Consider the following 18906-nt stretch of genomic DNA (forward strand, 5'->3'; position numbering starts at 1 on the left):
GGCCCGACGCAAAGGGCTCGCTAGGCCGACTGGAGTCTGGAGCCGGCCTGAGCGCCGGATCGGCGGGCCAGCAGGGCGTCCACGGCGAACTTGCCGCCACCGAACGCCACGACCTGCAGCAGGCCGCCGACGATGGCGATGTTCTTCATGAAGTGGATCATCTGGTTCTGGTCGGCGAAGTTGTTGTGGAAGATCACGGCGGTCGCCAGGGTGAAGCCCGCCAGGCCGATGGCTACGAGACGGGTGCGAACACCGGCGATCAGCAGGGCGCCGCCAAGGGTTTCGACAGCCGCAGCCACCGCGAAGGCGACGACAGGGGCCGGCAGGCCGACCGAGGCGATGTAGCCTTGGGTGGCGCCCGGGGCGGCCAGTTTGGAAAGGCCGCTCATCAGGAAGAGCCCGCCGATCAGGATGCGACCGGCCAGGGCGACGGCGTCATAGGGCTTGGACATAGGTTTGATCCTTCGATTGGTCGTCGGATCATTGGCTCCCGCGACCGAGCTTCAGAAGGTGGTGTCCGCTCGCTGCGGTGTTGGCCACGAGCTCAAGGTAGCTATTTCTATCCGTCAAAAAACTCGTAAAATACTGGCCAGATCGTTCAGGAGATTTGAATGATATCCGAGCCCGGCTTTCCGACCATCGACCAGCTCAAGGTGTTCCTGACGGTCGTCGAGACCGGCAGCTTCACGGCCGCGGCCAAGCGACTGAACCGCGCCGTGTCCGCGATCAGCTACGCGATCGCCACCCTTGAACATCAGCTCGGGATTGGACTGTTCGACCGAGAAGGCGCGCGCACGCCAGTGTTGACCAAGGCCGGCGCCACGGTCCTCGAAAAGGCCAGCGTGGTCGCCGTGGGCGTGGATGATCTGCGGGCCAGTGTCCGCTCGTTGCTCGGCGGCATCGAGGCCGAGGTCACGCTGGTCGTCGACGTGATGTTGCCGAGCGCCCGACTCGTCGATGCCGCGCAGGCGTTCGAAGCCACCTTTCCGACGGTTAAGCTCCGGTTGCATGTCGAGGCCTTGAGCGCCGTCGCTCAGCTTGTTCGGGCCGGCGAGGCCATGGTCGGGATCGGGGGCGGAATCCACGCGACCGAGACCGATCTGGAACTCATCCATGTCGGCGACGTGGACCTGATCCCGGTCGCCGCGCCCCGCCACCCCTTGGCGCTGGCCGGCCCCGTGCCCGCCAGCGCGGCGCGCCGCCACCGCCAGCTGATCCTCACGGTGCGCACGCCGTTTTCGGAGGGACCGGACATCGGCGTGTTTGCGGCAGAGGGATGGCGCATGGCCGATCTTGGCGCCAAGCACGCCTTGCTGCTGGCCGGCGTGGGTTGGGGCAACATGCCTGAACCCTATGTTCGCGACGATCTCGCCGCCGGCCGTTTGGTTCGCCTGGAACTGCCCGAGGCCACGGGCGGCCTCTACGCCTTCCAGGCAATGTATCGTACCGACACGCCGCCTGGCCCTGCGGCGGCGTGGCTGATCCAGCATTTTGCCGACCAGAAGGGCTGAAGTCTCCCGGTCGCTCTCACCCTCAAGCGCGAAACGCAGAGACGGTCGCGCCTAGCTGTAGTTTCGTCGCAATCAGACGCAACGTCCGCTATGGGTCGCTAACGGCCTTCAGCGTCCATCCAGAAATCCGACCTTCGCGGCGCATTTGGGATCGCCCGTGCGCGCCGGGCCCTGCCGCCCCCTACCCCGCCGTCTCGCGCGCGCGGCTCAGGCAGCGGTCCATGACCGAGAGGAGGTTGCGCAGGTCGATCGGCTTGGCGACGTGGGCGTCGCAGCCGGCGTCGAGGCAGGTCTTGATCTGGGCCGACATCACGTCGGCGGTCAGGGCGATCACCGGCAGCCGGTAGAAGCGCGGATCCAGGCGCAGGCGGCGCGTGGCCTCCAGCCCGTCCAGGACCGGCATGTTGACGTCCATCAGCACCAGATCGATCGGACGCTGGGCCAGGACGTCCAAAGCGACCTGGCCGTTCTCGGCCTCGACCAGCTCGCAGTCGAACGGCTCGAGGAACAGGCGAATGACGCGACGATTGACGGGATGGTCGTCGACCACCAGCACGCGGCGGCCATGCAGGGCGGCGAAGCCTTCCGGCGCCTCGGCGGAGTCTTCCGCCCCGGTCGGCGCCTCGACGGGCTCGGCCGGGTCGACCAGCATCTCGATCGTGAAGACCGAGCCGCGCCCCTCTTCGCTCTCCACCTTGATCTCGCCGTGCATCATCTTGACCAGCCGGCGGGTGATGTTGAGGCCGAGCCCCGTGCCGCCGAAGTTGCGGGTCGTCGAGGCGTCGGCCTGGGTGAAGGGACTGAAGAGCTTGGCGATCGTCTCCTGGCTCATGCCGATGCCGGTATCGGAGACGCGCAGGCGCACGCGCACCCGGCCGTCGTCCTCGGGATAGCAGGCCAGGCCCACCTCGACCTTGCCCTCGGTGGTGAACTTCAGGGCGTTGGAGACCAGGTTGGTCAGGCACTGGCGCACCCGCACGCCGTCGAACATCAGGGGGCCGGGCGCCTCGCTCTCCAGCCGGAACGACAGGACCACGCCCTTCTCGCGGGCGGTGGGCTGATAGCCGCCGACCAGGCGCGCGCAGCTGCCCACCAGGTCGCCGGTCGTCGGCGCGATCTCCAGCTTGCCGGCCTCGATCTTTGAGAGATCGAGGATGTCGTTCAGCAGCACCAGCAGGGTGTCGCCGCTGTCGAGGATCAGGTCGATCTGCTCGCGCTGCTGCGGCGTCAGGTCTTCGGTGCGCAGGGCCTGGGCCAGGCCCAGCATGCCGTTCAGCGGCGTGCGCAGCTCGTGGCTCATCACGGCCAGGAAGGCGGACTTGGCCTGGTTGGCGGCCTCGGCGCGCTCCTGGGCGCCCTTCAGCCGTTGCGAGCCGCGGCGCTGGTGCAGGGCCCAGCCGACCCCGCCGGCCACCAGCACCGCCAGCAGCAGGGCGATGATGGCCGAGGCGCGGACCAGGCTGCGCGACAGCCGCACCTGCTCGGCCAGGCGGCGGCTCTCGTCGCGCTTGGCGCGCAGCTCGCCGTCCAGGGCCGCCGACATCTCGGCGACATTGCGGGCGTTCTGGCGGGAGACCCGCAGGGCCTCGGTCTTGCGCCAGGCGTCGAGCTCGCGGAACGCCTCGGCCGAGCGGCCCTCGGCCTGGTCGATATAGGCGTTGATCAGGGTCTCGGCGGAGAGGTCGCGCGGCCCCAGGGCGTCGGGGATCGCCTGCATCCGCTGAAGGTCGGCGCGCGCCGCCGACGCCTGGCCCAACTGGGCCTGGGCGGTCGCGCGCAGGCCCAGCATCACCACCTGCAGGCGTCGCTCGGGCCGGTCGACCAGCGCCTTGGCGTCGGCCAAACAGTCCAGCACCTGCCGAGGCTGATCGGCCAGGTTGGCGATCTTGGCGCAGAGATAGCGATCCCAGGTCGCCAGATCGGCGTTGCCCGAATTGGCCACCCACCGGTGATGCAGCGCCGCGAACCGGCGCGCCTGATCCAGCGCGCCGAGGTCGGCGGCGGTGTAGGCGATGTCGTAGAGCCGCTCGACCTTGCGGATGAAGAAGACGTCGCGCTCGTCCAGCTCGGCCGCCCGGGCCATGTGGTCGAGCGCGCCCTCTTTGTCGCCCATGTCGGACAGGGTGTAGCTGTGCACCTGATGCAGCTCGGCCAGGACCGGCTGGGCGATCTCGCCCTCGCGCCCGGCCTCGTTGGTCAGCTCGGTCGCCAGACGGGCCGCCTCGCGCCAGCGCCCCACCTGCCCCAGGTGCCGGACCCGTTCGATACCGGCCATCAGGCGGATGTCGGGACCCGAACGGTCCATGAACCGGGCCCAGTCGGCGTCCGTGAAGGCGCGGAAGCCTTGGGTCTCGTGCCGCAAGGCGGTGGTCTGCAGGTCGACGAGCGCCAGCAGCGGCGCGTCGTCGTCGCGCCGCGCCGCCGCCCGCGCGCGCTCGGCCCAGGGCTCGAACCGGCGGCGGACCTGGTTGCTCTTGTAGGCGTACAGGACCCGCCAGGCGTCATAGAGCCGCTGGCGTCCCTGCTCGGACAAAGCCGCCTCGCCGGCGCGCTCGACGTCCTGATTGTCGGAGGACGGGCGGACCGTGTCGACGCCGATCCTGCGGCTCAACTGTTCGAGCCGCTGATCCAGAGGCGCGCCTGGTTGGGCCTGGGCGGCGCCGACCACCAAGGTCCCCAGCAGGACGAGCGAAATCAAGAAACGCCGCAAACCCGATTCCCCAGAATCTGCGGTCACACTTCGCGGGAACTCATGTAGGAGCCGTTAAGCTTGTCGCCGCAGCCAAGCGTCAGATGGTCGCCCCGCCGTCGACGACCAGCGCCTGGCCGGTCATGAAGCTTCCCGCCTTCGAGGCCAGGTACACCGCCGCCCCCGCCAGTTCGTCCGGCTCGCCGATCCGGCGTAGCGGCACGGTGCGGGTCGAGCGCTCCAGCGTCTCGGGGTTCTCCCACAGGGCGCGGGCGAAGTCGGTGCGGATCAGGCCCGGCGCAATGCAGTTGACCCGCACATTGTCGGGCCCGAACTCGTGGGCCAGGTTGCGGGCCAGCTGGAAGTCGGCGGCCTTGGAGATGTTGTAGGCCCCGATGATCGCGTTGCCGCGCAGGCCGCCGATCGATGACACGATGATGATGGCGCCGTCCTTCCGCGCCCGCATCTCCGGCGCGACCATGCCGATCAGCCAGTGATTGCTGATGATGTTGTTGTCGAGGATCTTGCGGAACTGGTCGTCGCTGATCCCCTCCATCGGCCCGTAGTAGGGGTTGCTGGCGGCGTTGCAGACGCAGATGTCGACCTTGCCGAACGCCTTGCGGGTCTCGTCGACCAGGTTTTGCAGCTCCTCCTTCGAAGCGATGTTGGCCGGGACCGCGATAGCCGTCCCCGCGCCGTGCCGGGCGTTGAGCGCCGCGGCGACCTCCTCGCAGGGGCCGGCCTTGCGCGAGGAGATCACCACCTTGGCCCCCTGCTCGGCCATCCGCTCGGCGATCGCCTTGCCGATCCCGCGCGAGGACCCGGTGATGATCGCCACCTTGCCGGAAAGGTCGAAGAGGCTCATGGCGCGCTCCCTAAACGTTTGTTTGAATTGTGAGCACAGTGCGGCGGGGCGCGGCGAGGGTCAAGCGCGCTGAAATCCTCCCCCCATGGGGGAGGTGTCGGCGCGAAAGCGACGACGGAGGGGGAAGAGGCAAGATCAGCAGGACGTCCCCCTCCGGTCCTTCGGACCACCTCCCCCGCTGGGGGGAGGATTTTTCGCCCTCCCTTGTCGGACCCCGCGCCATCGCCGCGTCCTTGAGGCAAGATCGACCCAAACCTGGAGACGCTCGATGCCCCTCGACACCGCCCCCGACGCCCCAAAGAACGAGGAACAAGACCTCGACCTCGTCCTGGAACGGATCATCGATGTTCCGCGCGAGACGCTCTACAAGTGCTGGACGTCGCCCGAGCTGATGGCCCAGTGGTTCTGTCCCAAGCCTTGGTACGTCTCGGACGTTCGCCAGGACGTCCGCACGGCCGGAAACAGCTACCTCGTGATGAACGGCCCGAATGGCGAGCGCATGCCGCAGCCGGGCGTCTTTCTCGAGGTGGTCCCGAACGAGAAGCTGGTCTTCACCGACGCCTTCACCGAGACCTGGAAGCCGTCGGCCAAGCCGTTCATGGTCGGCATCGTCACCTTCGAGGACCTGGGCGGCGGCAAGACCCGCTACCGCGCCGTGGCCCGCCACTGGACGGCCGAGGACCGCGACACCCATGAGAAGATGGGCTTCCACGAGGGCTGGGGCGTCGCGGCGGACCAACTGACGGCCCTGGCCAAGACGCTGTGAGGCGTCCGCCTCACCGGCAAAGGCTATAGCGGGCCGGGTTCAGGTGCAGGTGATCGGCGTGGGCGGCGTTGTAGTCCGGGCTCAGCACCACGCCGAACACCCGGCAGGCTCCGTCGCGGACCGCGCGGACGAAGCGGCCTTCGTCGGTCTCGCGGCGGAAGTCGCGGGCCACGGTGATCCGCCCCCCATCGGCCAGGCGGAAGCCGGCGATGTCGAGGGCGTTGGCGCGGGCGTGCTCGCTGGGCCGCTCGCCGGGCCGGCCGTAGATCGTCCGGCAGGCGTAGGTCCCCAGGTGGTCGACCCGGACCACCGCCTGGCCCAGCCGCTCCCGGGCGGCGGGCGCCACCACCTGCCGCTCCCACAGGGCGTAGCGCAGGGCCATCGGACAGGTCATGACCGGGGCGGCGGGCGACAGCTTGCCCGACGCCCTCACCGTGTCGCGGGTCGAGCAGAAGCCGTCGTCCTTCACCGGCTGATCGACGACGGTTAGTCCGCCGTCGCGGAGCGCCGCGCGGCAGGCGGCGGGGTTCGAGGCGATCCGCGACAGCTTGCCCGCTGTCGCCAGGCCGATCGGCTGGTTCAGCGAGAACGGCTTCCACGGCAGGTCCTGCGGCGGGGCGATCCGGTCGATCAGGATCAGCAGCAGCAGTCCGGCGAGGATCGCGTCCAGCAGGAGCGTCCACAGACCGGCCAGCGCCAGGATTTCGGGTGAGACCGGCTTCACCCTGCTCCAACGAAGGGCCGCCGCATGGGTTCACTTGCGGACGCTGGCGGCGTACAGGCTTTCGCTCTTCGGCGGAGATGGCCCTACCGGCATGCGTTTGACGATCGACAAGGCCCTCGCGCCCCGCTTCGCCCTGCTGTGCCTAGGCATCTGGCTGAACGCCGCCGACACCCTGGTGACGGCGACGATCATGCCCAGCGTCGCGCGCGATATCGGCGGCTACGCCTATTTCGGCTGGTCGGTGGCGGCCTACCTGACCGGTTCGATCGTGGCCGGCGCGTGCTCGGGCAAGCTGTCGCTGGCCATGGGCTTGCGGCGAGCGACGGCGTTCAGCGGCCTCGTCTACGCGGTCGGCTGCGCGATGAGCGCCCTGGCGCCGGAGTTCGTCACCTTCATCCTGGGCCGTCTCGTCCAGGGCCTGGGCGCGGGGGCCGTCGTGGCGCTGTGCTACGTGGCCATCACCGCCCTCTTCCCCGAGAGCCTGTGGCCGCGCGTCTATGGCGCGGTGGCGGGCGTCTGGGGCGCGGCGACCCTGCTGGGCCCGACCCTGGGCGGCCTGTTCGCCGCCGCCGGCTTCTGGCGCGGCGCGTTCTGGATGTTCGTGGTCCAGGCGATCATCTTCATCGCCGCCGTCATGGTCATGCTGCCGGCCGACAAGGGCGACGCCGCTCGCGGCCGCGTCCCGGTCCCGCAGCTGGCCCTGCTGGTGCTGGCCGTCAGCCTGATCGGCGCGGCGGGCGTCGTCGCCTCGCCCCGGCTGGCGGTGGGGCTGGCGATCGGCGGCGCCATCGGCATGGCCGCCATGCTGGCCGTCAACGCCAAGACCCACGATCGCCTGCTGCCCAAAAGCGCCGCCGACCTTTCGACCGCCACGGGCCTGGGCCTGCTGACCATCTTCTCGACCGAGGCGGCGGTGATCGGCTTCACCGTCTATGGCCCCGCCTTCATCCAGGCCCAGCATGACGCCTCGCCGCTGCTGGCCGGCTATGTCGTCGGGGCGATCGCCGCTGGCTGGACGCTGTGCGCCCTGCTGGTCGGCAAGATCCCGGCCGAGCGGGACGGCCGCTTCGTCCGGGTCGGCGTCGTCGTGATCCTGCTGGGCGCCCTGGCCAGCGCCTGGTTGACGCCGCGCGGCACGCTGGTCGAGACCGCCCTGGCCTTCGCCCTGCTGGGCGCGGGATTTGGCCTGTGCCACGCCTTCATCGCCCGCCGGACCATCGGCGGCGCGCCGGCCGACGAGCAGGCCGTGGCCTCCGGCGCGGTCCCGACCTCGCAGCTGATCGGCGGCGCCACGGGCGCGGCCGGCGCGGGGGCGATGGCCAACATCCTGGGCTTCAGCCACGGGATCGACCCGACCCTGGCCGCCGACCGAGGCCCCCTGCTGTTCGCCGCCTTCCTGCCGCTGGCCGTCGTCGGCGTGCTGGCGGCGTGGCGGCTGGGCGGGCGCTAGGCTTCCGCCAGCGCCGTCGCCTCCACCAGCTTCACGACGTCGCCCATGATCTGGGTGATCTTGAAGTCCTTGGGCGTGTAGATCCGCGACACGCCCATCTGCTTCAGGATCAGGGCGTCGGCCTCGGGGATGATGCCGCCCGCGACGACGGGGATGTCACCCAGGCCCTCGGCGCGCATCACGCGGATGACTTCCTGCACGAGATCCAGGTGCGAGCCCGACAGGATCGACAGGCCGATCACATGGGCGCGGGTCTCCTTGGCGCGGCGGACGATCTCCTCCGGCGTCGAGCGGATGCCGTCATAGACCACCTCCATGCCGCAGGCGCGGGCGCGCGTGGCGATCTGCTCGGCGCCGTTGGAGTGGCCGTCCAGGCCGGGCTTGCCGACCAGGTAGGTCAGCGTGCGGCCCAGCACCTGGGAGACCCGCTCGACCTCCTTCTTCACCGCCTCGACGTCCTCGGCCTCGCCGGTGGAGACGACCACCGCCACGCCGGTCGGGCCGCGATATTCGCCGAACACCGCGCGCAGGGCCCCCGCCCATTCGCCGGTGGTGACCCCGGCCTTGGCGGCGGAAATCGAGGGTTCCATGATGTTCGCGCCAGAGGCCGCGGCGGCCTTCAGGGCGCTTAGAGCGGCGTCGACGGCGGCCGGATCGCGGGCCTCGCGCCAGGCCTTTAGGCGGTTGACGACCTCAGCCTCCAGCCGGGGATCGACCGTCTCGATCGCGCCTTCGCCGGCGGAAAGCGGAGAGACCTCGGTGTCCGTCCAGCGGTTGACGCCGACCACGGTCAGGTCGCCGGTCTCGACGGCCCTCACCCGCTTGGCGTTGGAGGAAACGAGCTCGCCCTTCATGTAGTCGATGGCGTTCTGGGCGCCGCCCAGCTCGTCGATCAAGGCCAGCTGCGAGAGCGCGCCCTTCGACAGCTCGGCGACCTTGGCCTCGACCACGTGCGAACCGTCGAACAGGTCTTCGTATTCCAGCAGGTCCGTCTCGTAGGCCAGCACCTGTTGCAGCCGCAGCGACCACTGCTGGTCCCACGGACGCGGCAGGCCCAGGGCCTCGTTCCAGGCCGGCAGCTGCAGGGCCCGGCAGCGGGCGTCCTTGCTGAGCGTAACGGCCAGGGCCTCGATGAGAATGCGGTAGACGTTGTTCTCGGGCTGCTGCTCGGTCAGGCCCAGGCTGTTGACCTGCACCCCGTAGCGGAAGCGGCGGGCCTTGGGGTCCTGGACGCCGTAGCGCTCCAGCAGGATCTGGTCCCAGAGCTTGGTGAACGAGCGCATCTTGCACAGCTCGGTGACGAACCGGACGCCCGCGTTGACGAAGAAGCTGATCCGCGAGGCGACGATCTCGAAGTCCTCGTCGGGGACCTGGCCGCCGGCCTTGACGGTGTCGAGCACCGAGATGGCGGTGGCCAGGGCGAAGGCCAGCTCCTGCTCCGGCGTCGCGCCCGCCTCCTGCAGGTGGTAGCTGCAAACGTTCATCGGGTTCCACTTGGGAACCTCGCGATAGCACCAGGCGATCATGTCGCCGATCAGCCGCAGGGAGGGGCCCGGCGGGAAGATGTAGGTGCCGCGCGACAGATACTCCTTGATCAGATCGTTCTGCGTCGTGCCCTGAAGCTTCTTGCGATCCGCGCCCTGCTCGTCGGCCAGGGCGACGTACATCGCCAGCAGCCAGGCGGCCGGCGCGTTGATGGTCATGGAGGTGTTCATCTTCTCCAGCGGGATCTCGCTGAAGAGGGCGCGCATATCGCCCAAATGGCTGATCGGCACCCCGACCTTGCCGACCTCGCCGCGCGCCAGGATGTGGTCGGGGTCGTAGCCGGTCTGGGTGGGCAGGTCGAAGGCCACCGACAGGCCCGTCTGGCCCTTGGCGAGGTTGGCCCGATAGAGCGCGTTCGACTTCTCGGCCGTCGAGTGTCCGGCATAGGTGCGGAAGATCCACGGCGGATCGGGCGCATGCTGGTGCGGCGTCGAGGTCATGATCACTCCCGGGGCGGCTCTGGCGGCCTTTGATTATCGGCGATCATGATCCGGGATTTGCTGCGATGCAATATCCATTTCGCGGGTGCGGGAGACCGTCGGCGCGCCGCCGGAAGCGCGCTTTCCCGCCTCAACTAGGCCGACAAATGCGGATTGCCCGAACGCTGTTCCGGGGATAAGTCCTATGGCGGGCGGCCGATAACTCGGCACGGCCATTTGTAATACTCGTACAAGATAGCGATCGAAGCCCGGCCTCACCGCGCCGGCGCGCGGTTCGCCAAAAGCGCTAAACGCCTGTCACCCCGCAAAGGCGGCGGCCGGCCAAGACGACACACCCAGACCGGTGACCAGACCCCACCGCTGGGCGAACGATAAAAATTGTTACCGGTAACAGGGAGGAATGAGATGCGAAGGACCACCGCCGCGGCGCTGTACATGGCCGCGTGCTCGATGCTGGCGATCACCGCCGCCCAGGCCCAGACGCCGCGCGTCAGCCCGGACCAGACGCTGGAAGCCCCCGGCCTCAGCGTGATCGTCGAGCAGAACCACTTCAGCCCGATCTTCTTCGACGAGAAGAACGCCGGCATCCAGATCGTCCTGCATGGCGAGCGGATCGCCACCGACGGCGAGGTCCGGCTCAACCCGACGCCCGAGCAATGGGACCCGGTGCCGATGTTCGGCGAGCGGACCCTGGGCGACGGCGGCCAGATCGTGGTGCGCTCCAGCTATCCCAAGGAGAAGCTGAACTACCGCGTGAAGGTGACCCCCGAGGACGGCGGCTTCCGCGTCGCGGTGGATCTGGACGCGCCCCTGCCGCCGGAGCTGGTCGGCAAGGCCGGCTTCAACCTCGACTTCCTGCCGACCGCCTATTTCGGCAAGACCTATCTGATGGGCGACAAGCCCGGCCTGTTCCCGCGCAATCCGAACGGCCCGATGGCGACGGATGGCTCCGGCGATCCGCTGCCGATGGCGGCGGGCGCGAACAGCGTGACCCTGTCGCCGGAAGACCCGACCACCCGCGTCACCATCACCGCCAACGCGCCGCTGGCGATCTATGACGCCCGAAACCGCGCCCAGAACGGCTGGTTCGTGGTGCGCTCGATGATCGCCGCTGGCGCCAAGGACGACGCCGTCGTCTGGCACGTGCGGCCCAACATGATCCCCGGCTGGACCCGCGCCCCGGTCGTGTCGTTCAACCAGGCGGGCTACACGCCAGGACGGAGCAAGGTCGCGCTGATCGAGCTGGACCCGGCGTTCAAGGCGCCGGCCGAGGCGACCCTGGTCAAGCTGACCGACAAGGGCGAGAAGCCGGTGTTCAAGGCGGCCGTCCAGTCGCGCGGCAAGTGGCTGCGCCACAACTACGCCGCCTTCGACTTCTCCAGCGTGCGCGAGCCCGGGATCTACGCGATCTCTTACGCGGGCCAGACGACCAACCCCTTCCCGATCGCGGCCGACGCCTATGCGCGGATCTGGCAGCCCTCGCTCGACACCTATCTGCCCGTACAGATGGACCACATGACGGTGCGCGAGCAGTACCGGGTGTGGCAGCGCGCCTCGCATCTGGACGACGCGGTGCAGGCCCCGCCCAACATCGTCCACTTCGACGGCTATCGCATGGGTCCCAATCTCGACTCTCCGTTCAAGCCGGGCGAGCACATCCCGGGCCTGGCGGTCGGCGGCTTCCAGGACGCCGGCGACTACGACATCCAGACGCCGCAGAACGCCCAGGTCGTGCGCGACCTCGTTTGGGCGCGCGAGCTGTTCGGGCTGGACTGGGACGAGACCAGCGTCGACGAGAAGGCCCGCGAGGTCGAGATCCGCAAGCCGGACGGCGTTCCCGACGCCCTGCAGCAGGTCCGCCACGGCGTCCTGCAGCTGCTGGCCCAGTACAAGGTCTTCGGCCACTCGATCGTCGGCATCGTCGATCCGAAGCTGCGCCAGTACGTCCACCTGGGCGACGCCGGCTCGCAGACCGACGGCAAGATCCACGATCCGGCGCTCGGGCCAAACGAGGTCAAGGGCGACCGCTCGGGCGCGACCGACGACCGTTGGGCGTTCACCACCGCCTACCCGGCCAACGACCTGATGGTGGCCGGCAGCCTAGCGGCCGCCAGCCGCGCCTTGAAGGACTCCGATCCGGCGATGTCGGCCGAGGCGCTCGCGGCCGCCAAGGCCCTGTGGTCGGCGCGCGAGGGCCAGACCGGCAACAGCAGCGACGGGCGCGACGACAGCGGGCCCATGGCGCGGTTCCTCGACCTGGCCAAGGTCGCCGCGACGGTCGAGCTGGTCATCACCACCAACGGCGATCCGGTCTATACGAAGCGACTGAGCGCCCTGCCCCCCGCGATCGAAGCCAACTTCGACCGTGTCAGCGGCCCCGCCGTGCGCGCGATCCCCTACATGGACGCGGCCTACAAGGCGCGGATCCGGACCCTGGTGGCCGGCGTCAAGCCGAAGATCGACAAGGAGCTGGCGGGCAATCCGTTCGGCGTGCCGATCAGCATGGGGTCGTGGGCGGGCTCGGGCGAAGTCGCCGGCTTCGGCGCCAACATGTACCTGATGCACAAGGCGTTCCCGGACCTGATCGGGCCGGAACACACGCTGCACGCGCTGGACTACATGCTGGGCCGCCATCCGGCGAACAACCTGTCGCTGGTCTCGACCGTCGGCACGCGCTCGAAGCTGAACGGCTACGGCCATAACCGCGCCGACTACGGCTTCATCCCCGGCGGCATGGCGCCCGGCGTGCTGGTCATCAAGCCGGACTTCCCGGAGATGATCACCGACTGGCCGTTCCTGTGGTTCGAGAGCGAATACACGGTGGGCAGCGCCACGGCCTATATCCTGGCCGCCAAGGCCGCGATCGCGGCCACCGAGGACAAGCGCTAGCGGGAAGACCAGGTCGCCACGGGCACCGCCGTGGCGACCGCCCCCGTCAACGCCCCTCGAACACCGCCGCGCGCTTGCCGATGAAGGCCGCGCGGGCCTCGGCGTGATCGGCGCTGGCGGCCAGCGCCGGGATTTCGGCGACGGTCTTCGACACGCCCGACGCCACCCGCTTGGTCGCCGCGACGGCCAGCGGTCCCCGCGAGGCGATCGTCCGCGCCATGCCCAAGGCCGCGTCCCGCAGATCCGCCGCCGGGTGGACCTCCGCCACCAGCCCGTCCGCCAGCGCCCGCGCCGCGTCGAACGGGGCGCCGGTCAGCAGGTGGACCTTGGCGCGACTCTCGCCGATCAGCTTGACCAGCCGCTCGGCCGAGGCCGTCAGGCCCATCCGGACCGCAGAGCACGCGAGGCTGGCGCGGTCGCTGGCCAGGCGGATGTCGGCGGCCAGCGCCAGCTCCAGCCCGCCGCCGATGCACCAGCCGTCGATCGCCGCGATCACCGGCTGCGGGCAGGCCGCGATCCGGTCGCACATCTCAAGGAAGTTCAGGATCGCCGCCGTCTGGGCCGCGACGTCGCGGGTCAGGGACTCGGCGAGATCATCGCCGGTGCAGAAGGCGCCGTTGCGGCCCGTCAGCACCACCGCCCGCACCACCGGATCGGCCTCGATCGCGGCGAAGGCGTCGAGCAGCCGCGCGCGCTCGGACAGGGCCAGGACATTGGCGGGGGCGACGTCGAGCTCGACGAGCGCGATCGAAGGGTCGGGATGGGACAGATGGATCATCGCCGCGCACCGTGACGCGCCCGGGCGGCCGCCGCAACCTTTCCGCCACGGCGCCCGCGAGACCGATGCTGCGGCGCACAAGATTCCGCTTGCCAGTTTCAAACATCTGTCTCAGCGTAGGGGTCTTCCGGGCGGAAAATTGCGCCAGGGAGCCAAAAACGACCCGGAGGGGAGGTGTTTTTCACGCCTTTACCGCCCGGGCGCGCAGCCGAGTTTGGCCTTCACGCGTTGTTGCAGCGCAGAAGGAACGGGGAGTGAGATGACGACGCAGACGCTGGCGAAGACCGAGCTGAAGGACCTGTACGAGATCGGTGAGATCCCGCCGGCCTTCCACGTGCCGAAAACCATGTACGCCTGGAGCATCCGCAAGGAGCGCCACGGCCCGCCGTCCACGGCCATGCAGGTCGAGGTGGTTCCCACCTGGGAGATCGGCGAGGACGAGGTGCTGGTCCTCGTGATGGCCGCGGGCGTCAACTACAACGGCGTCTGGGCCGCGCTCGGCGAGCCGATCAGCCCGCTGGACGGCCACAAGCAGCCCTACCACATCGCCGGGTCCGACGCCTCGGGCATCGTCTGGAAGGTCGGCGCCAAGGTGAAGCGCTGGAAGCTGGGCGACGAGGTCGTCATCCACTGCAATCAGGACGACGGCGACGACGAGGAGTGCAACGGCGGCGACCCGATGTTCTCGCCCAGCCAGCGGATCTGGGGCTACGAGACGCCGGATGGCAGCTTCGCCCAGTTCTGCCGCGTCCAGTCCCGACAATTGCTGCCGCGTCCCAAGCACCTGACCTGGGAAGAGGCCGCCTGCTACACCCTCACCCTCGCCACCGCCTACCGCATGCTGTTCGGCCACAAGCCGCACGAGCTGAAGCCCGGCCAGAACGTGCTGGTGTGGGGCGCGTCCGGCGGTCTGGGCGTCTTCGCCACCCAGCTGGCCGCCGTCGCCGGCGCCAACGCCATCGGCGTGGTCTCCTCCGAGGACAAGCGCGAGTTCGTGCTGTCGATGGGCGCCAAGGCGGTGCTGAACCGGGGCGACTTCAACTGCTGGGGCCAGCTGCCCAAGGTCAACGGCCCCGAGTTCAACGACTACATGAAGGAAAGCCGCAAGTTCGGTAAGGCCATCTGGCAGCTCACCGGCAATCGCGACGTCGACATGGTGTTCGAGCACCCGGGCGAGCAGACGTTCCCGGTCTCGGTCTTTCTGGTCAAGCGCGGCGGCATGGTCGTGATCTGCGCCGGCACCAGCGGCTTCAACCTGACCATGGACGCCCGCTTCCTGTGGATGCGCCAGAAGCGCGTGCAAGGGTCCCACTTCGCCAACCTGATGCAGGCCAGCGCCGCCAACCAGCTGGTCATCGACCGCCGCGTCGACCCGTGCCTGTCGGAAGTCTTCCCCTGGAACGACATCCCGGCCGCCCACGAGAAGATGCTGGCCAACAAGCACCTGCCCGGCAACATGGCCGTGCTCGTCAGCGCCCAACGCCCGGGTCTCCGGACCTTCGAGGAGGTGCAGGAGCTGAGCGGCGGGCTGTAGAAGACCGAGCGCGCTAGATTACAAATCTAAAACCCCCATTGCCATCGCCGCGCGACGCCTCCAGCATGCCGGCGAGGGCATGGGGGACACTATGGCGAAGGATCGGATCGTCCTGTTGGACGCGCTGCGGGGCCTGGCGATCCTGGGCATCTTCCTGTGCAACATCCCGCTGGTCTTCGCGCCCGAGATCGTCGCCGAGAGCATACCGTTCTGGCCGCACGGCCAATCCCCGGCCAGCCTGACGGTCTGGTGGGTCACACAGGTGTTCTTCCAGCAGAAGTTCTACACGCTGTTTGGCCTGCTGTTCGGCGCCTCGATCCTGCTGGTCGGCGGCGAGGGCGGCGACCGCGATCGCACGGTGATGATCGTCAAGCGCCTGCTGGCGTTGCTGGCGATCGGCCTCTTCCACGGCTTCGTCATCTGGCAGGGTGACGTGCTGTGGACCTACGCCTCGGTGGGCCTGATCGCCCTTTTGGTGCGGGGCTGGAGCGCGCGCCGCCTGCTGACGGCGGGGATCCTCATCCACCTGGGGATCAACGGCTGGCAGTTCTGGCGGCAACTCAGCCGCGCCGCGCAGTTCGCCACGCCCTTGCCGCCCCAGGTCGTCGCCCGCGTCACGCGGGAGGCCCAGGCCGAAACCCTCGCCTTCACCGGCGATTTCACCAGCTCGCTGGCCCGCACCGGCCATAACTATTGGGAGTTCGTCAGCAGTTCGTGGCAACGCGTCCCAACCTGGCCGCTGATCGTGCTGGGTCTGATCCTGATGGGCATGGGTCTGTTCAAGTCAGGCCTGCTGAAGGGCCAGTCCGCGCCAACCGTCTACAAGGCGCTGGTGGCCGTGGGGCTTTCAGCCCAGGCGCTGGTGGCGGCGGTCATGACGCTGTTCCTGGTCGTTCCCTCGCACCCCGGCGGCCTGGGCGGCCTGGCCCACTGGATGCAGAGCGTCACCGCGCCCGTCGTCAGCCTCGGCTATCTGGGCCTGCTGGTCCTGGCGGCGAACGCCAAGGTCTGGCGGACGATCCCCGCCCTTCTGGCGCCGGTCGGCCAGATGGCCTTCACCAACTACATCTTCGAGTCGCTGGTCATGACGACCCTGGCCTTCGGCGGCCGGGGCCCCGTGCTCTACGGGAAGCTGGACCGCCCGGCCTTGGCCGCCATCGTCGTCGCCACCTGGGCCTTCCAGATCCTGGCCTCGCGTTGGTGGCTGAAGCGCTTTTCCATGGGCCCGCTGGAATGGGTCTGGCGCCTGGCCTATCGCGGCCCGACGCCGTTGCGGCGCAAGGTCGCCTGATCGTTCGACGACGCCCTCGCCGGCCGGCCGCGAGGACCGATGGGAAGCGCTTTACCAAATACTCAACTCCGACTGGCATGATCCGAGCGTCTCGCCCCGCGGGCTCATAGGGGGCGACCTCGGTTGCGCGAGACGGAGGCAAGAACATGCCTATCTCCATCGACAGCCTGGTTTCCATCGTCCAGTCGGGCGGCGGGTTCGAAATCGACGCCAAGAAGTATTCCGCGGCCGTTCTGTTGCCGTTCATCGGCCAGATGAACCAAGGCGCCGTGCTGCGCGTGCGCAACGCGACCGCCTGGAAGGTCGAAGACGTCATCGCCGTGGCGCGCACCGCGCCTCCCGGAGTCGCCCAGTTCGTGTTCTAGGCGCTGGGAGCCAGACAAGGCGGCGTCGAGGCCTATAATCGCCCGCGTGAGCCGCCCTTGAGGCGGTCGATGGCGCGGGCGGGGCGAGCCTCGACGTCGCCTTCCGACGCGCCGAACGGGATCGGCAAGGCCGAGGCGGGCCGCGCGGGCCTTGGCGCGGGGCTCATGGCCGCGATCTTGCGGGCCTGGGCGGCGAACTCGCCGCAAGCCTTGGCGCGCTCGCGGGCGCGTTTGATCAGGGCGGGATCGTCGCTGGACGCGATCGTCTCCCAGGCGGCGTCGAGGGCGGCCATCAGCTTCGCTTGCAGGCGGTCGCACCAGGCTTGGGCTTGGACTTGGGTCATGTCCCGAGTTTGAGGCCGCTCCGGACCCCCGTGCGTCGGAAACGTGCGTTTTCCTTTAATCCATTGATTACGAAGCGCTTTATCCCGAAAAGTACGGGCGTTGAGGCGCTCGCCTCCGCGACCCTGTGGATAAATTTTCGCGTTCTCCCAATTGCCAGAGGTCCCGCCGGGCCGCACAGTCGCTCCAAACCTTTTGGGGGCCGATCTTCGGGGGAAGATCGCGGGGGAGCGTAAACATGAGCTGGGGTGGCAAGGTCGCTTTGACGGCCGCGGGCCTGGTGTTGGGGGTGGCCGCCGTGGTCGCCGTCCGCACCGCGACGTTCGAGGCCCCGGCCCAGGCCGATCCGGCCTCGGTCCGGCTGGCGGCCGCCCGCCCGGTCGACGTGGCCAAGGCCGCCGACCATCTCGCCCAAGCCGTCCGCTTCCAGACCATCAGCCATCAGGACCAGGCCGAGGACCAGCCGGCCGAGTGGGACAAGCTGCACGCCTGGCTGCAGACGACCTATCCCGAGGCGCACAAGGTCATGACCCGCGAGGTCGTCGCCGACCACACCCTGGTCTACACTTGGACCGGCTCGAACCCCGCCCTGCCGCCGATCGTGCTGATGGCCCACCAGGACGTGGTGCCGGTGACGCCGGGCAGCGAGGGCCAGTGGAAGCACGCCCCCTTCGACGGCGTGATCGCTGAGGACGCGGTCTGGGGCCGCGGCGCGATCGACGACAAGGGCTCCCTGGTCACCCTGTTCGAGGCGCTGGAGGCGGTGGCCGTCGGCGGCTTCAGGCCCCTGCGGACGGTGATCATCGTCAGCGGCCACGACGAGGAGGTGCGCGGCGTCGGCGCGCGGGCGGCGGCGGCCCTGCTGAAGTCACGCGGGGTGAAGGCCCAGTTCGTGCTGGACGAGGGCATGGCCGTGGTCGCCGACCATCCGGTCACCGGCAAGCCCGCCGCCATCATCGGCACGGCCGAGAAGGGCTATGCGACCATGAAGGTCGTCGCGCCCGCGACCGGCGGCCATTCCTCGGCGCCGCCCAAGGACGGCGGCGGAGTCGTGACCCTGGCGCGCGCGGTCGAGGCCATCCACGATCACGGCTTCCCGATGAAGTTCCAGGGGCCCGGCGCCGACATGCTGAAGGCCATCGCCCCGCACGCCTCGCCCGTGGTCAAGGTCTTCGCGGCCAACACCTGGCTGTTCGCGCCGGTGCTGGTGGCGGTCACCGCCAAGACGCCGGCCGGGGCGGCCATGCTGCACACCACGATCGCGCCGACCATGCTGAAGGGCTCGCCCAAGGAAAACGTCCTGCCCCAGGACGCCACGGCCTGGATCAACTACCGCATCGCGCCCGGCGACACCTCGGCCACGGTGATGGCGCGCGCCAAATCAGCGGTCGGCGGTCTGCCGGTCGAGCTGTCCTGGAGCAAGACGCCGGACGAGCCCTCGGCCGTCTCCTCGACCAGCTCCGAGGCCTGGAAGGTTCTGGCGGGCCTGGCCGGCGACGAGAGCGAGGCCCCCGTGGTCCCGGGCCTGGTCACCGCCGGCACCGACAGTCGCTACATGGGCGGCGTGGCCAGCGACGTCTACCGCTTCCAGCCGCTGGTGCTGAAGGTGGACGAAACCAAGATCATCCACGGCACGAACGAGCACCTCAGCCTCGCCAATGTCGAGCGGATGGTCCGGTTCTATCAGCGCCTGGTCGAGACCGCCGCGTCCCGCTGA

General features: G+C 69.2%; 15 protein-coding genes. 8 read left to right on the forward strand and 7 right to left on the reverse strand.

The features are described 5' to 3' along the window. Positions 1-20: 20 nt before the first annotated feature. Positions 21-452 (reverse strand): DoxX family protein, encoded by a 432-nt coding sequence (locus CSEG_RS18230; RefSeq protein ID WP_013080704.1) that lies wholly within the window; start codon positions 450-452, stop codon positions 21-23. A 159-nt stretch (positions 453-611) separates the two neighbouring features. Between CSEG_RS18230 and CSEG_RS18235 the strand changes: the two genes are divergently transcribed. Next, positions 612-1511, forward strand: coding sequence for a LysR family transcriptional regulator (locus tag CSEG_RS18235; protein WP_013080705.1), 900 nt, complete (start codon positions 612-614; stop codon positions 1509-1511). 181 nt (positions 1512-1692) lie between these two features. Here the strand turns inward: CSEG_RS18235 and CSEG_RS18240 are convergent, their stop codons facing one another. Further along, complete coding sequence (locus tag CSEG_RS18240; protein WP_013080706.1) at positions 1693-4221, reverse strand: hybrid sensor histidine kinase/response regulator; 2529 nt, start codon at positions 4219-4221, stop codon at positions 1693-1695. A 79-nt stretch (positions 4222-4300) separates the two neighbouring features. Continuing rightward, positions 4301-5065, reverse strand: a complete 765-nt coding sequence (locus CSEG_RS18245) for an SDR family oxidoreductase (RefSeq protein WP_013080707.1) — start codon at positions 5063-5065, stop codon at positions 4301-4303. A 268-nt stretch (positions 5066-5333) separates the two neighbouring features. Here CSEG_RS18245 and CSEG_RS18250 point away from each other — a divergent pair, with 268 nt between their 5' ends. Then, positions 5334-5831, forward strand: coding sequence for an SRPBCC family protein (locus tag CSEG_RS18250; protein ID WP_013080708.1), 498 nt, complete (start codon positions 5334-5336; stop codon positions 5829-5831). 10 nt (positions 5832-5841) lie between these two features. Here the strand turns inward: CSEG_RS18250 and CSEG_RS18255 are convergent, their stop codons facing one another. Continuing rightward, positions 5842-6555 carry an extensin-like domain-containing protein gene (locus CSEG_RS18255; RefSeq protein WP_013080709.1) on the reverse strand — a complete coding sequence of 238 codons (714 nt, stop codon included), beginning with the start codon at positions 6553-6555 and terminating at the stop codon, positions 5842-5844. A 91-nt stretch (positions 6556-6646) separates the two neighbouring features. On the opposite strand from CSEG_RS18255, the gene CSEG_RS18260 reads away from it, so the two are divergent. Further along, positions 6647-8005 (forward strand): MFS transporter, encoded by a 1359-nt coding sequence (locus tag CSEG_RS18260; RefSeq protein ID WP_013080710.1) that lies wholly within the window; start codon positions 6647-6649, stop codon positions 8003-8005. Here the strand turns inward: CSEG_RS18260 and CSEG_RS18265 are convergent. Next, positions 8002-9990: a protein meaA gene (locus CSEG_RS18265; RefSeq protein WP_013080711.1), complete on the reverse strand. Its 1989-nt coding sequence runs from the start codon at positions 9988-9990 to the stop codon at positions 8002-8004. The genes CSEG_RS18260 and CSEG_RS18265 overlap by 4 nt on opposite strands. 405 nt (positions 9991-10395) lie before the next feature. Between CSEG_RS18265 and CSEG_RS18270 the strand changes: the two genes are divergently transcribed. Further along, the gene (locus CSEG_RS18270) at positions 10396-12879 is read left to right on the forward strand and encodes a glycoside hydrolase family 9 protein (protein WP_013080712.1); all 2484 of its coding nucleotides are present in this window, start codon (positions 10396-10398) and stop codon (positions 12877-12879) included. 46 nt (positions 12880-12925) lie between these two features. On the opposite strand, the gene CSEG_RS18275 is transcribed toward CSEG_RS18270, so the two are convergent. Next, the gene (locus CSEG_RS18275; protein WP_013080713.1) at positions 12926-13657 is read right to left on the reverse strand and encodes an enoyl-CoA hydratase/isomerase family protein; all 732 of its coding nucleotides are present in this window, start codon (positions 13655-13657) and stop codon (positions 12926-12928) included. A gap of 259 nt (positions 13658-13916) precedes the next feature. Here CSEG_RS18275 and ccrA point away from each other — a divergent pair, with 259 nt between their 5' ends. The 3 genes from ccrA to CSEG_RS18290 all read left to right on the forward strand — a co-directional run bounded on the left by ccrA (position 13917) and on the right by CSEG_RS18290 (position 16847). Then, on the forward strand, positions 13917-15191 hold the full coding sequence (gene ccrA, locus CSEG_RS18280) for a crotonyl-CoA carboxylase/reductase (protein WP_013080714.1): 1275 nt from the start codon (positions 13917-13919) through the stop codon (positions 15189-15191). 91 nt (positions 15192-15282) lie between these two features. Further along, the gene (locus CSEG_RS18285; protein ID WP_013080715.1) at positions 15283-16482 is read left to right on the forward strand and encodes a DUF418 domain-containing protein; all 1200 of its coding nucleotides are present in this window, start codon (positions 15283-15285) and stop codon (positions 16480-16482) included. Positions 16483-16628: 146 nt separating this feature from the next. Then, positions 16629-16847, forward strand: a complete 219-nt coding sequence (locus CSEG_RS18290) for a hypothetical protein (RefSeq protein ID WP_013080716.1) — start codon at positions 16629-16631, stop codon at positions 16845-16847. 32 nt (positions 16848-16879) lie between these two features. On the opposite strand, the gene CSEG_RS18295 is transcribed toward CSEG_RS18290, so the two are convergent. Then, a complete protein-coding gene (locus CSEG_RS18295) occupies positions 16880-17191 on the reverse strand; it encodes a hypothetical protein (RefSeq protein WP_013080717.1) in 312 nt (103 codons plus the stop codon). A gap of 236 nt (positions 17192-17427) precedes the next feature. Between CSEG_RS18295 and CSEG_RS18300 the strand changes: the two genes are divergently transcribed. Beyond that, on the forward strand, positions 17428-18906 hold the full coding sequence (locus CSEG_RS18300) for a M20 family peptidase (protein WP_013080718.1): 1479 nt from the start codon (positions 17428-17430) through the stop codon (positions 18904-18906).

Origin of the sequence: Caulobacter segnis ATCC 21756 (assembly GCF_000092285.1) — a bacterium.
GTDB lineage: Bacteria > Pseudomonadota > Alphaproteobacteria > Caulobacterales > Caulobacteraceae > Caulobacter > Caulobacter segnis.